The organism is Paenibacillus alba, assembly GCF_013204855.1.
Classification (GTDB): domain Bacteria; phylum Bacillota; class Bacilli; order Paenibacillales; family NBRC-103111; genus Paenibacillus_E; species Paenibacillus_E alba.
The window spans coordinates 25,008-40,021 of the sequence record NZ_JABMKZ010000009.1 but is presented as its reverse complement, the minus strand read 5'-3'; the positions used below and the strand labels follow the sequence as shown (position 1 = coordinate 40,021).

12 protein-coding genes are annotated in these 15,014 nt (G+C 46.8%); all 12 read right to left on the bottom strand.

Features of this window, described 5'->3' with window-relative positions:
• Positions 1-6 precede the first annotated feature (6 nt).
• The 12 genes from HQN90_RS14160 to HQN90_RS14105 all read right to left on the bottom strand — a co-directional run bounded on the left by HQN90_RS14160 (position 7) and on the right by HQN90_RS14105 (position 14,974).
• Entirely contained in the window at positions 7-846 is an 840-nt protein-coding gene (locus tag HQN90_RS14160; protein ID WP_173219504.1) for a carbohydrate ABC transporter permease, read from the bottom strand.
• The gene (locus HQN90_RS14155) at positions 846-1,739 is read right to left on the bottom strand and encodes a carbohydrate ABC transporter permease (RefSeq protein WP_173219501.1); all 894 of its coding nucleotides are present in this window, start codon (positions 1,737-1,739) and stop codon (positions 846-848) included. Before HQN90_RS14155 ends, HQN90_RS14160 begins: the two co-directional genes overlap by 1 nt.
• A gap of 79 nt (positions 1,740-1,818) precedes the next feature.
• Positions 1,819-3,168: an ABC transporter substrate-binding protein gene (locus HQN90_RS14150; RefSeq protein ID WP_173219498.1), complete on the bottom strand. Its 1,350-nt coding sequence runs from the start codon at positions 3,166-3,168 to the stop codon at positions 1,819-1,821.
• A 30-nt stretch (positions 3,169-3,198) separates the two neighbouring features.
• On the bottom strand, positions 3,199-4,206 hold the full coding sequence (locus HQN90_RS14145) for an asparaginase (protein WP_173219495.1): 1,008 nt from the start codon (positions 4,204-4,206) through the stop codon (positions 3,199-3,201).
• A 421-nt stretch (positions 4,207-4,627) separates the two neighbouring features.
• The gene (locus HQN90_RS14140; RefSeq protein ID WP_173219492.1) at positions 4,628-5,392 is read right to left on the bottom strand and encodes a DeoR/GlpR family DNA-binding transcription regulator; all 765 of its coding nucleotides are present in this window, start codon (positions 5,390-5,392) and stop codon (positions 4,628-4,630) included.
• Positions 5,393-5,468: 76 nt separating this feature from the next.
• On the bottom strand, positions 5,469-6,686 hold the full coding sequence (locus tag HQN90_RS14135; RefSeq protein WP_173219489.1) for a carbohydrate kinase family protein: 1,218 nt from the start codon (positions 6,684-6,686) through the stop codon (positions 5,469-5,471).
• 2 nt (positions 6,687-6,688) lie between these two features.
• Positions 6,689-7,846 (bottom strand): Gfo/Idh/MocA family protein, encoded by a 1,158-nt coding sequence (locus HQN90_RS14130; RefSeq protein WP_173219486.1) that lies wholly within the window; start codon positions 7,844-7,846, stop codon positions 6,689-6,691.
• 24 nt (positions 7,847-7,870) lie between these two features.
• Positions 7,871-8,704 carry a class I fructose-bisphosphate aldolase gene (locus tag HQN90_RS14125; protein ID WP_246362362.1) on the bottom strand — a complete coding sequence of 278 codons (834 nt, stop codon included), beginning with the start codon at positions 8,702-8,704 and terminating at the stop codon, positions 7,871-7,873.
• Between the two features lie 165 nt (positions 8,705-8,869).
• Positions 8,870-9,967 carry a TolB family protein gene (locus HQN90_RS14120; protein WP_173219483.1) on the bottom strand — a complete coding sequence of 366 codons (1,098 nt, stop codon included), beginning with the start codon at positions 9,965-9,967 and terminating at the stop codon, positions 8,870-8,872.
• A 20-nt stretch (positions 9,968-9,987) separates the two neighbouring features.
• Complete coding sequence (locus HQN90_RS14115; RefSeq protein ID WP_173219480.1) at positions 9,988-12,348, bottom strand: helix-turn-helix domain-containing protein; 2,361 nt, start codon at positions 12,346-12,348, stop codon at positions 9,988-9,990.
• A gap of 75 nt (positions 12,349-12,423) precedes the next feature.
• Positions 12,424-14,019, bottom strand: coding sequence for an extracellular solute-binding protein (locus HQN90_RS14110; protein WP_173219476.1), 1,596 nt, complete (start codon positions 14,017-14,019; stop codon positions 12,424-12,426).
• Between the two features lie 85 nt (positions 14,020-14,104).
• Positions 14,105-14,974: a carbohydrate ABC transporter permease gene (locus HQN90_RS14105; RefSeq protein WP_173219461.1), complete on the bottom strand. Its 870-nt coding sequence runs from the start codon at positions 14,972-14,974 to the stop codon at positions 14,105-14,107.
• Between the last annotated feature and the right edge of the window lie 40 nt (positions 14,975-15,014).

Genomic DNA, 15,014 nt, shown 5'->3' with positions numbered 1-15,014 from the left:
AAGTCGTTATCCTTTGACTGCACCCTCAGTAAGACCTGATACGATGTATTTTTGGGCAAACGCGAACATAATCACAACTGGAATCAAAGATAAAATACCCGCTGCGCTCATTTGCCCCCAGTTGATATCAAATTTTTGCACAAAACTGCTTAGTCCTACAGGGACTGTTTTGGTGCTTTCGCTATTCGTAAACATAACCCCGAAAAACAAATCATTCCACGCGCCCGTAAATGCGAATACAAGCGTAGCAACAATTCCCGGCCGCATAATGGGCAAAATAATTCGAATCATCGTTTGAAACTTGTTGCACCCGTCAATAAGAGCCGCTTCCTCGAGTGATACAGGAATTCTCTGAAAGAAACTGGACATCGTCAGTAAACAAAAAGGAATGTTCATGGCCGTATAAGTAATAATCAACGAAGGCAGCTTATTTAACAAGTGCAACTGGCTGAATGAAATGAAAAGCGGGACTAGAATGACCATTACTGGAATCATTTGAGTTGCCAAAAAAGAAATAAGAAATACCTTTTTGCCTCGAAATGAATATCTAGCCATACTATAACCGCCTAGAATAGACACAAACAACACCAGGATTGAACTGCTCATACTAACGATAAAACTGTTCATAAAATAGTGCGGAAAGCTGGAATTCTGGAAAGTATCCATATAGTTCGCAAAAGTTAGATTTTGCGGCCACAGCGTTAGCTTCCCGCTATAAATTTCCTGTCTATCCTTGAGAGAAGTGACTAACATCCAATAAAAAGGAAACAAAGCACCAATTAGAAACAATGTTAACGCAATAACTCGAGAAACTGTCGGGGTTGCATTACGAACATAGGAGACCATTAGAAATCACCTGCATCATCATATTTAGTCGTTTTCAAGAAAATTAACGTATAAAGAATAAGGATCGCCAGCATCATAATTCCCAAAGCGGAGGCTTGCCCGTAGTCAGTCGTATAGAAGATTTTATTAAATATATAGGAAGGCAAGTTATGAGAAGTATTCGCTGGCCCCCCATTGGTCATGATGTAGATCAAATCGGCGGAATTGAATACCCAAATCACTCGGAGCAGCAAGGTAATAATAATCGTCGGTTTGATATAAGGAATCGTAACTCGAAACAGTTTGGTCATTCGGCCTGCCCCGTCGATATCCGCAGATTCATAGATATCTTTAGGAACGTTTTGTAGAGCAGCAAGAATCATAATTCCGAAAAAAGGCACTCCATACCATACCATTGCAGCGATGACTGGGAAAATAGAGACATGTGGAATAGCCAAAAAGGGGATGCCTTTTTCCAGAATTCCGAATTTCACCAATAAGTAGTTAATAAGCCCATTCTGTTCATTAAACAACCACTTGAAAATCATCCCGATTAAAAAAGCAGACACAGCCCAAGGCAAAAAAACAATAGATTGGTAGATGTTTTTCCCTTTAAACTGTTTATTTAGCGCTAGTGCCAAAATGAATCCAAGGACGAATTGCAAACCTACCGTTAGGACGACCCAAAGTACGGAATTCCCTAATATTTGAGGGAGATTCTTGTCTTCCAGCAATGATTTGAAATTTTCAAAGCCTGAAAAGTGAATATTGCCCGGCTCAAATAAGACATAATGCATAAAAGCAAGCTTAAGTCCTGATAGTAACGGATAAGCAAAAAAAGCTAGTATAATCAAAACAGCAGGAGCGATTAATAAATAGGGCTCATATGATTTCCATCGAATTGCTTTTAGCATGCTTTCTCTCCCCGCCTTCTCAATACTTCAGAATAGACAACCGAGGACTTTTCCGCATCCCCGGTTGTCTTTATTCCTTCTAAGGATTTTCCTTCATATAAGCCTGTTGTTCTTTCGTTAGGAAATCCGCCAGATGCTTAACGGTATCCTCGAGCGATTGCGCTTTTGTCAAATATTTCTGCGTTTCTTCCACGGCGAACGTTCCCGTGAATTGACCCAGCTTCGTCAAATGGCTTGGCGGGCCTGCAAACACAATGTTGGAATCCGCCATGGAACCTGCGTACCCTGCAATAGGACCTTTGTTGAAGAACGGATCCTTCAGATTATCTTTGTAAATCGGAATCGTAGAATTTTTGATACTGTACTCCAGATTGTTCTCCGGAGAACTTAAGAATTCGATTAGCTTCCAAGAAGCGTCTTTATTTTGCGATTTGGAGGACATGGCATATGCCGCTGTGTAACCCCAGAAAATATAACGTTTGCCGTCATCTGCTTTGGGCATTGGAACCACATTCCAAGTGCCTTCTTTCATATTTTTCTGAGCTGTCGTAATAACCTCTGGCGTTTGATTTAAAATAGCGGTTTGACCGTTCAAGAACCCTTGCACCATCTCATTGAAGCCCCAGTTAACAGACTCTTTGGGAGCATTTCCGTTTAAGTAAACATCATAGAACTTCTTAAAGGCCGCAGCGCCTTCAGGTTTATACAAAATCGATTTGCCATCCTTATCAAACCAACTGTCAGAATGGACCGCCGCCATCACATATTCCATTGCGCGAATAACGCCATTGGCGCCTCCCCTGAAAGAAATACCGTATCTGTTTTTCGCCGAGTCTGTGAATTTTTGTGCTAAATTAAAGTAATCATCCCATGTCGCGATAGTCTCAGGCATATTCAGTTCTTTGAACCAATCGCTTCTTATAAATAAGCCCTGCAGCAAGAATCCATCCGGAATCGCATAGACATTGCCTTTGAATTTGTTTCTCGCTTGCTTCGTGGCTTCGGTCAAATTATTTAATTGATCCCATTTGTCATAAAAGGGCTGCAGGTTCTCGATATAACCAGCTGAAGCCATCGCTACCAAGGAAGTATCATCAATACTCAATACGTCAGGAAGAATGCCAGCAGCACCCATAGTCATCCATTTCTTGTTCGCGTCATCCCAAGGAACAGACGTATACTCAACTTCGATATTCGGGTTTTTCTCTTGAAATTTCTTCAAAAGTCCCTGCATAAGCGCAGTTCTTTCCTGGCTTGGAAGCGGATCAAGGTACGAGATTTTCGCTTTCTTGCCTGTCGTTTCTTTGGCGCCTGTGGCTCCAGTGGCTTTGGCCGCTTCATTCTGCCCGCTATTCGTAGAGCAGCCTGCTAGTGCAAAAGTAAGTACAAGACTGGTACATAAGGCTAGAATCGTAGCTTTTTTCTTCATTTTATAACCCCTCCTATAATTTAATCTATGTTAAAATCTAGTTTCTAAAGTAAACATGGCTTTGTTCGTTCCAATAATTTTCTGATTATCGTTAATCATGTCCGTTGGCGTAAGTTGATACATTCGATCAATCGTCTCTTGGTTGCTATAGCCAATCTGCTCAAGAATAGATGCCGTAATGATGGGCCATTCATCCTCAGAACCATCCATTACTTTAAGCGCGAAACCTAGCTTTTCTTTTTTCAAGCCAAAGCAGTATACGCCTTTAGCTCCACCCTTAGCGACAATATTGGGATCCATAAGTAAACTGGAGCAAATTCGCTCTGAGCCGGCAATCATCTCATAATGCTCGTTCATAAGAGTGGTTATTCGGATGACGGCGGATCGAATCTCAAGATTTTCAATCACCTCTGGACAAGCCAGCTTCAGAAAGGCAGTCGCCAAATGCTTGAGAGGAATGGCGAACACTGGAAAACCGCAACCATCCGTACCTATGTGGATCTGTTCTCTAGGACATTCTGATAAGTAAGCGAGTGTGTCTACGATCTCGATTTGAGCAGGATGTTCAGGTTCAAAGTAGCCTTCCGCCTTATATCCCATTGTTTTGCACAAAGCAAGGATGCCAAGATGTTTGCCAGAACAATTATGATAAATCGAACGTTTGGGCTTCTGCGCCCTAAGCATGGCTTCTGAGGCAGGCACGCTTAAGGGGTACGTGGGATGACAGACAAGCGCTTCTTCTCCCACCCCAATTTTGGCAAGCATGGATTCCAAAGCTTCAACATGGAAGGACTCCGCACGATGGGAACCGATCATAATAGCCGTTTCTTTATCAGAAAGCCCAAACTTTCTATCCGCGCCGTGTCTAATGACAGGAATTGCTTGAAATGGTTTGCCGGATGACCTTAAATAGGTTACTGATTCCACATCCCCAACTGCGTACTTAACTGCACCCGAGATGGAGACTCCGCATATATGCCCGCTATGCACGCATTCCAACGCACCTCCACGATACTCTTCAACTAATGTTTGATCCATTCGTCTTCCCCTCTTTTGCGTTTAATTTCTTGGTCTAATGTTGTTGCGGGGTAATTAATCCATGCATGTTATTAATTATCGAAAAAATGTAATAAAAAAAGAGTAATACCAGTAAAAATGAGAATAATAATCTGTTTTCCTTTTTATTTATTCCAGTGATGTTAATAATTAAATATTAACAACTCACCTGCCTATTGTCAAACGTTTTTTCATTATTTTGTTAAGTAAACTAACAGGTAGCGCTTTCTCCGTTAAGATTCACCAAATATAAGACAATTGAAAAATTATATCATGTCAACTAAGTTGACTTAACCATTAAACAAGAATAGAAAAAACCCTCCCACTAATAAGTAATCTAGCTTTGCTAGAATGGAGAGGGTTTCATATTCTTTTCGGAACCGCCGAAATGTGATATACCTATTCAACCGCTTGCTACGATTTCCACAGAAGCTTCCTTCAAAGCCTCCTCCAATTCCTGATCAGGGCGGCGATTTGAGATTATACGATCCACACCATCCAGCGACGCGAAGGAAAATAAATCTCTCATGTTATATTTCGTATGATCCATAACAATATTCACTTCGGAAGCTTGCTCGATGACAAGCTGTTTGATTTCTGCTTCATGCATATTGGAATTGCTGAAACCATGCTTGACTGATACGCCAGTGGTACCGATAAACACACGGTCAAACGCCATTTTAGCGATGGAACCGGCTGCAATAGGACCGACCAACGTTGACGTTTTATCCAAAAGCATGCCACCAACTACGATGGTAGAAATTTGCTTTCCCTGAAGCTCAGCAGCAATATTTAGGGCATTCGTAACAACGGTAATGTTCAGTTCCGGCTTCAAATATCTGGCTACCTGCAGCGTTGTTGAACCTCCATCCAGAAAAATCGAATCACCAGTGGCGACAAGCTGAGCAGCTTGCAAGCCAATTCTCATCTTCTCCTCCCTCATTAAGCCCGTACGATCCTGCAGCGCAATATCCTTGCCTACGAGAATGGCGCCGCCGAATGTACGCCTAAGCAGTCCCATGAATTCAAGCTTTTCTAGATCCCGGCGCAGCGTCATTTCGGTAACTTCAAATTTATCTTTCAATTCCGCTATTTTAACTTCGCCGTCTAAAGCCATTCGATCCAAAATTTGCTGCTGACGTTGGTTAATGGTTTGGTTATGTGTCATCTAGAGCCCCCGTTAGTTATCTTCAATGACTCTATTATCGCTATAACTCCCTTGAGGTTCAACCTTAAGTTCTCTTTCAGCGTCTCACCACAGATTTGTGATGGGGCCCGATCCATAAGCCATCCTCATGCAGGACCCAATTAGGCAAATTAAGCTTCATTTCACGTTTGGCCCAACCGCCGCTGATTCGGCGCCACACTTCCGATCCGTCTGGAATGCCGCTTGTTGCATCTGCTCGTTCTACATTGCACGCACCGACACCAACAGCCGTATGAAGGGTCGCTTCTAATGTTAAGCCCCTCATAAGGCCAAGCAGAAATCCCGCAATCGTACAATCACCAGCGCCCGTAGTTCCCGCGACATCTACCTTATAGGTGGAAGTTATCAGCTCGCTATTCGCCCAATTTACGAGGTGATCTTGCGCCGGCGCGCATAGTCCCATTGCCAAAAGTCGACTTTGGTCAGAGGTGGTGCGCACATACAAGCCATGCTCTCCTAATTTGAGTCCAACGATTGCAGCGCCCATTTCCAGCAGTTCTTGCGAAATTTCAGAAAGAAGGGCTCCGCTCGCCAAGGGCAAGAGATCCCCAGCGGGAGCCGCTTGCAGCAATTCATCGTAAGTTTCGCGATGCAGCATATAAAAAATTTCTTCAAAGCTAGGCAGAAACACATCGACATACGGAAGTGCTTTGGCCAAAATCGCGCGCCAATCCGCCTTGCCTGCGTCGGACTCGGGATCAGGCTTAGCTAAATCAAGCGATACGGTCAGCCCGTTGTCCTTCACCTTTTTAAGCAACAAAGCCATTTCATGACCATCGTTTTCATACATTTTGCGCATTAAAGGCGGGTATCCAAAATGAAACAAGCGCGAGCCTTTGAGCTGTTCAGAACTAAGATCTTCCGCCGAGTAGGTATCGTTGGCACCTGTTGCATGCAAGAAGGTCCGGTCTATATGCGGAGGACTAATCACAATGGAATAAGAGCTGATCTCGTTAGGAGACACAATCATGCCATCAACTAATGCCGCGCTATGCTGTCTCAAGATGGTCAGAATAGCTTCACCAAACTGATCCTTTCCGATTTTGCCCATTAGATTTACCTTGCTTCCCAGCTTGTGAAGGGCAATTCCTGTGTTGGAAACTGCCCCTCCCGTTGCAATGACAGCAGGACCAATCTCTACAAGTTTACCTGGAACGAGTAAAGCCCCCATACCTGATTGCTTCTCATAAATAGTCGGTATGATATCCAAGCAGATATGCCCAGCAATGATCACTTCCGCTTCGTTCTGACTCAAAGCTAATCCCTCCAGTTGATCGGTATCGTCTGCCCTGTCCGGTTCGATTCCAATGCGGCTGTAAAAACCTTATGGCTTCCTGCTGCTTCTTCTGGCGTTGCACAGTAGAAAGGCTGCTGCGTATCGCTGCCATGCGCCAGTTCATCACAGAAAGCTGCCCACATTTGGAGAATCGAATCCGAGAAGCCGAATTCAAAGATACCTCCTGTAATCGTGCCGTACGCTGATTTATATGGTGCGTCTTCGACATGCCATGCTTGATTTCCGCCTGGTGTATAAGGCAAGGAAGCTACTTGTTTAGGATTTTTGGTCGTAAATTCTGCCGAGAACTCCGTACCTGTAATCCGGATAAACCACGTATTCGCGTTGCCTGGAGCAATCCGTTTCGTTGATAGAATCATCGGAAACTGTTGGTCTTCCAGTTCAACGTCACAGGCAAGAATCGCATTGTCCCACGTCTCACAAGGAACCATATTTCCCTTTCCATCCGGTCTTTCGGGTACGATTTTGGACAATAAGGCCCTTACTGACTTCGGCTTCCAGCCATACCGCATAGGCAGGTGCAGAACGTGCATCCCCAAATCCCCCATGCATCCATATTCGCCATTCGTCGCGATTCGCCTTTTCCAGTTAATCACTTTGGTCGGATCGAGATCGCTGGAATGCCAGAAGCCCGCTTCGACTTCAATAATTGTACCGAATTTATTGTCTTGCACCCATTGAAAGATTTGCTGAGCTCCCGGATAAAAAGGAAATTCAGAGGAACAACGAACGATAACGTTAGGATGTTTGATAATGGCTTCTGAGATGAGCCGGTTGGCTGCCTGATCAATGCCAAAAGGCTTTTCGCCCAGCAAATGCTTGCCTGCTTCAATAATGTCGATGTAGATTTGCGCATGCAGATTGTGCGGAACAGCGCAATAAATGGCATCAACAGAAGGATTAGCAAGAAGCTCCTTATAGTCTGTGTACGCCGCTTCTACGCTTGCAATGTTATCCTGGAACCACTGCGTAGCAGCGGCATTCGCATCGCATACGGCCACAATCTTTGGTTCAAAATCAACATGGGTCAGATGACACCAGCGGGCTGCCGCGCTAGCGAACTCTTTCCCCATTAAGCCGCAGCCAATAACACCAAAACGAATGATTTTTTTGGACATGTTAGCGTAACCTCCTTTGGGATGTTATGAAGTTAAAATAGCAAGAGCCTGCTCTGCGGAATTGCCGTGGTGAACAATGGACATCAAGGCTTTGGTCATGCCGGCTGGATTCGGATGCTGGATGACATTACGGCCATAGACGATGCCAGAAGCGCCTTGCTCCATCAAGGCTGCGGTACGAGTCATAATTTCTTCATCGCTTGCTCTTCCGCCGCCGCGCACAAGTACTGGGATTCCGGAAGCTACTTCAATAACCCGGTGATATTCGTCTACATGGTCACAAGGATCGGCTTTAATGACATCCGCGCCCAATTCCACGGCTTGGCGTACGAGGGGTAAAATTTTGTGGATATCGCCATCTACCATGTAGCCGCCTTTGACTTCATTCGCCAGCATAACCAAAGGTTCTACCATAAGGGGCATGCCGTACTTTTCACATTCTGTTTTTAAAACGGAAACATTACGAACACATTGATAATGCAGCTCCGGCTGATTCGGCAGCAGCAGCAAATTGACACAGACCGACACAGCGTCCAGTCGGACAGCTTGCTCAATCGCCTTATCGATAAGCTCACTAAACAAGAATCGCGGCAGCTCGCTTCCATAAATATTAGCTGCATCTGTACGAAGTACGAGTCCGGGTTTCTGGCTGCCCGGGATGGATTGGAGATGTCCAGCCTGCCCAACGCTTAGTTGTATGCAATCGGGTCCTGCTTCTACAATCGTTGTGATCGCTTGCTTCATATTCTCAATTCCAGCTAGAAAACCAAACTCATTAAAAAAACCATGATCCACAGCCACATCAAAGCATTTCCCCTGCTCACTAAACATTCGGTTTAATCTTGGTTTTAGCGCCAATGAAAGTCACTCCTTAAAATAATTGTTATTTCACAACGAAAGTTAAGTTCGTTAATAACCTTAAATGTTGTTTTATAACATTATAATAAGTTAATTTCGAACATTCGTCTATAGAAAATAAACCACCCGGAATGAATCAGGTGGTTTAAACTAATTTTATAGGGTCTACTTTAGATTGCTTACGTCTATAATGCCGACTTGAAGCACATCCTGCGCATCCGAAAATGTGAAGGCAATCTTCCGGCTGTCCGGGCTAAAGGACGGATGCGGATGTCCAGGATGCATCCCACGGCATGGCAGCTCGCATAACAGGGTAGACTGTTTCGTAGCCGTGTTGATTAGCACGATTTTGGAGATGCCTGGCTCCTGTGTATCCGCGACCGCATACTTGCCATCAGGACTGATGCCAACATGCCAATACCGATAATCCCCGTTAATGAACTCGCTATGCTCGCCCTGCCGATCTACAAAATACACGCCTGTAGGCTGATCCGGACTATGCGGATACTTCACGAAATACAACCCGCTCCCGTCGAACGCCCATATTTCGTGGCCGACATACTCGACAGGCAGTCCGCTCTCCGCCCTTTTTTGCGAAAAGAGATTGCGCATGTCTCCTGTACGCGTATCAACCACCCATAGCCGATCCGGAATCTGCTCCGTTGCGCCTTCATGCGAGAAGAACACCTGCTGCGAATCGGCCGGATTGATCATCGCATGATTCGCCACCGGATAAGGCTCGTTAAACCGCGGACGAGCTGCTTCGCGCACCTCACCGCTGACCGAATTCACCGTGCCGATTACCCAATCGGCTTCCTGAGACTCAGCACCCTCGGACGGATGAAGCGCCTCCTTCCAATACACGCCAAGCACCTTGCCGTCGTTCGTTATCGACAAGGGCCCAAAGAACGTGCAGTGCTCTTCCAGCTTGCAAATCGTACGCCGCTGCCCGCTCCATGCATCAATTGCGTATAGCTCATTCTTGTCCAATAAATATAAGATATCATCGCTCGAAACGGCCCCGCTTCCCCAAATCCGACCTTCCTCCAGCACCTGCCTATGACCCGTTTCCGTATCAAAACGCACGATATTGCCCTTCCACGTCTCCCGATCCATGTCCGTATACGCAATGAGATGCCGGCTGTTCGACAACCAGGACATCGCCGTAAAATAAAGATGACCCGTATCGCCTGCTTCCGAGCCTAGTGCGACGATCGGCAGCCCTGTGATTGTATCTGTAAATGATGTTTGCTTTAGCATCATCCGTACCTCCTGTTGCCTTATTATTCGGTGGGATCGCCTGTATCCGCAGCGCCCTCTGCTCCTCTGAGCAGCGCTCGCTCCCGTTCCCGATATTCGCCTGGGGTAAATCCCGTGCTTTTCTTGAAAATTCGCACAAAGCTGTTGACATTCGTGTAGCCGACCACCCCTGATACATCTCGGATCAGCATATCGCTGCCAGCGAGCAGCTCCTTCGCCTTGCTCATGCGAATATCCATCAAATAATCGATGAAATTTCTTTCCGTCTGCTCCTTGAATATGCGGCTCACATGCGACACACTTAGCTTGAACTCGCTTGCCAAATAATTCAGTGACAGATCACTGTGCATATAATGGGCGTCAATAAAAGCGGTGATCCGCTCAACAACGTCATTTCGCTCTCGATTGCTGCGTCTCTCTTCAATTAGTCCTGCATAGCGGCCAAGCTGCTCGATGACGTAATCCGACAACTCGTGGATGCTTTCATATTGGCTCAACAGATCGAATAATCGATGCGACGGCGCCTCCTCGAGCAGCGACGGATCAATCTCGCCTACCGCTTTGGCTGCCTTCATCATAAAATGCACCACAAGCTGGCGAATCATATCAGGCGCAGCGCCGCTGCCAGCCATCTCGCCGAACCAACGCTCCGTCTGCTTCGTCATCTTCTCGCCATCGGTCATCCGCAGCGAGTCAACGATCCCATCAGTTATGCCAAGCAAGCGCATAAACTCTCCGCTCGCCGGCTCCCGGATATCTTCGCTGGATATAATGGAATTGCCGCCGAGAATCATTTTGTACGACAGTGCCGACATCGCATCGTGATAGGAATGCTGCAGCGCGCCCAAATCTTGCGTCATGCGGCCGAGCCCAATTGAGATCGTCTGTTTGAACTGTTCTTCCACATAGCTCTTGATCATTTCGGCAACCGCCAATGCCCGCAGCAGATTCGCCTCGCCGTTATCTTCGTCAAAGCTGATCACAATAACCACCATACCGTCCCGCGCTTCAATGGCGACTCCCCGGTACTCGGTGTTGATCATCTCCTCCGCCACATTACAGAGGGCGTAGCTGTATAAATGAAGATCCTCAGGAGTCGCAATCCCGGACTTTCCATCGAACTCGGCAGCCATTGCGATATATTGCACCGCGTGCAGCGGAAAGCCGATTGCTTCAAGGTTGGGCAGCAGCTCGCCCGGATTTTTGCGCGCGCCGATCAGCGCATCCATCACCAGCCGCCATTTGATCACTGGCTGTGTTTCACGCATTTGCCTGTACATACGATTGCTGTCTTCTAGTATGTACGACAAGGATACTTCGATGCCGCTGAATTCATCGTCTGCCGCATACTCGCTTCTTCTTTCATTGCCGCTATACGCCTGCAGCTGTTTCGTCACATTCGAGAGGACCCGGTTCACAGGCCGGAACATCCAGCTGTTCAGTACAACTGCCATGCCCCCTGCCAACAGCAGGAGAATGATCGAAATGCCAAACATTGTGTTCCGTATCTGAACCAGCGGCTTACTAAGCTCAGAATCGGATACCACGCTTACAATTTCCCAGCCTGTATACGGACTTTTCATATAAAAGACGGTTCTGTTGATCCCGTTCATTTTCGTACGGAACTGCCCTTCATCCCGCTTAGTCATTTCATTGGACCAAAGCACCTCGCCAGCAGACGTGCCGATCAACGATTTATCGGAATGACTGAGCACAGTGCCTTGCTCATCTGCCAGAAACAAGTAGCCCAGCGAAGGATCAATCGCATTTTTGATCAGATTGTAGATGGATCGCTCATCAACATTGAACGCAACTGCGCCCTTCCGGTATCCTTCCCCATGTGTCAGCGGATAGGAGCGAATGAGCGTCATGACGTTCTGCCGAATCTTCCCCGTCTCATCGATAGACACCTTTCGCGTACCGATCCACTGATAAAAGCCTTTGTAGCTTTCGAACTCACGAATCCATTGATAATCAAGGCCCGGCTCCGCCGTTTGAAACGGATTCGTCTGTGACCAGCGCTTTTTCGCATAGGAGTACAAATCGATGGAAAAAATAGTATCGTTGCTCAGCAGCATATCTCCGATCCGGTTGTTGATCGTGATGGTATCCTGCTGATCCGCAGCATCATCCTCCATGAACGTCCGCATATCCCGGCTGCGCAGAAATTGCATCGTTTCCGCGTCGATCCCTTTCAGCACCAACAGCAGCTTATCATTAACCTCGTGGAGCAGCGACATATTCGTTCGCTCGACTTCAGCCTGAAGATGATCGGTCGTGATGAAATAAGACAGGCCTGCTGTCGAAACAATACATAGGCTCAAAAAAAGTAAAATGATCGACATAGCGCGCTTCGAACGGCTTCTCTTTTGTCGCCAAAACATGCCTCTGCCCCCTCGAGTTCTCGAAAATCGCAGAAATAACGGGACCGATAAGGCCCCATTCATTTCTACTGTGAGTTATTTGAAATTTGCTTTATTTTTTTCATACCATTCTTGGGCAATTTGATCTGCCTTGTCGCCGCCAGCGCTTTTGTATTCTTTCCGTATCATCTCAAGCGCTTGCTCTGGCGTAATATCGCCTTTGACGATCGCTCTTGTGCGAATCTCGACCAGCTTCAGCTCGATGCTTGCCAGCACATTGCTGATTTCCGGCGAATTCGGGGAAAACGGAATATCCCGACGGAACGGCACGCTTAGCGCTGTCTTCATCGCTTCAACGTTCAGCTTCGCCCAGCGCTGCGAAAGCGGATCCGGTGCGGCTTTAACCATCAAATCCTCCAGCTTGAACGTCTTCGCATCATTTCTTAAGATCGCATACTCACCGGCATAGGCAACTTCCTTCTTATATTTGTCCGCATCCAGCACCTGAGGAACGCCATTCACTAATTTGAAATGCGTGTTCTCAATACCATTTGCCAGTGTGTACCAGCCTTTATCCAGCAGCCAATCGAGATATTGGATCGCTGCCTTCGGATTTTTCATATCTTTATTGAACGCGACATAAATATTAGCTGGCGTTTCTTGGTAAGCGCCAAACTTGCCGTACTTCGTTGAGAAAGCCGGTAACGGCACCGGATTCGCATCCGGGAAATTCTTCATCAGATCCTTCATATAGGTGTCAATGCCATTGCCAACGCTGCCGATCAGGATGCCTGATTTGCCTTGCGCCCAGTCCGCCATCATCTTCTGGCTATTTTTATCCGTCATATATTCCTTATCAATGTATCCGTTCTCATATAGCTTGCGTTCGAAGCTAATTGCACCCACATTGCGGTCAACGAGCCTCGAATTAACCATTTTACCGCCCTCGAGGTACCATTGCGTGCTATGTGTCGCATAGAGGCCAGCGATTACGTTAGGCCAGACATACATCGATACGACAGGGGCGTTCGTATTCCCGGACAACCCCTTCTCTTTGAAGGCCTTAGTCACGGCAAAAAACTCTTCCTCCGTCGTTGGCGCCTTCATGCCTACCTTGTCCAGCCAATCCTGACGAATCCACATGCCGCCATTGGCTATCCCATTCAATGGCCTCTTTGTTGTAATCCCATATATTTTGCCGTCAAATGTCATCAGCGGCTTCAAATCCGGATTTTCATTGATATAATTTTTAATGACTGTGCTGTATTGCGTGATGTAATCATCAATCGGTTGAACGACGCCCTGTGAGACAAGCGTACCGATATAATTGCGGTCATAATCCCAGATTAAATCCGGCGCTTCACCAGAGGCAATCAATGTATTCAGCTTATCCTGCGCCTGGTTGCGAGGAACCGGCACATATTTGACCTGAACGCCCGATTGCTCCTGAATCCATTTGGTCCAGCGATTCTGTTCGTAGGAGCCTTCTTCTGCGGCAACGGCGCCGCGGTCGTACATCGCAACGCTAACAGCCTTCGGCAGCTTATCGTATTTATCTTCCGCCTTGCCTGCCGCGGATGGAGCTGGACTGCTGCTTGCTCCTTCCTCGGTCTTACCGCAGCCGGTTAAAGCTGCTCCCAACGTCATGGCCAAAATCGTGGAGCCTAACACCCATCTTTTTGTTCTCTTCATACAATGACCTCCCACATGGATTGATTATATCACAAGGCGTTTGGCGCCATTATGAATAGCAATAAGACAATCTGCGTTCAACAAGCTAGCCTTTGACAGAGCCCATCAAAACGCCTTTCACGAAATACTTTTGCAGAAACGGATAAATAATCAGAATCGGCAGCGAAGCCAGCATCGCCGCTCCCGCACGAACACCTTCCGGAGGCAGCGCGTTGTTCGTGTTCGCCAAATCTCCGACCAGCAGGGCGGGATCGAGGTTGTCGATCATTTGGTAGAGCTTCACCATCAAAGACATTTGGGTTGAGCTTTTAATAAAAATAAGCACGTTGTAGTACGCATTCCACCACCCCACCGCATAAAAAAGCGTCAAAGCTGCGATAACCGGAAGCGCCAGTGGAAGAACGATACGCACAAGGACGACCCAGTCCTTCGCCCCATCGATGGCCGCTGACTCCTCAAGCTCTCCCGGCAGCCCTTCGAAGAAGGTCTTCAAGACGAAAAAGTTGTACGTGCTGAGAAGACCAGGCAGCCAAAGCGACCAATACGTATTCATAAGCCCCAAGCTTTTAATGAGCAGAAACTGCGGGATCAGCCCTCCGCTGAACAACATCGTAAAAATAATCATGCCGAGCACCAGTCCCCGTCCGCGCAGATCCATTTTGGACAGCGGATAAGCGGCCATGATGGTAACCAGCATATTTAGCGTGGTACCAACAACGGTCATCAGAACCGTATTTTTCATCGCCATGAACAGTTGTCCGTCATCAATCAAGTTGCGATAGGCATCCCATGTGAACTGTTTGGGCCAAATCGAAACACTTCCGGCACGTATGGCCTCACCCGAACTAAGGGAAACGGCCAGCACATTCAGAAACGGAAATAACGTCGAGAACGTGCATATCGCTAAAATGAAATAAAGCAGTACGCGGGGCAAGCGCTCTTTCCAAATGGCCATCCGCAGCCCCTCCTTTCGGTATTTATATTTGCCTTCAGCC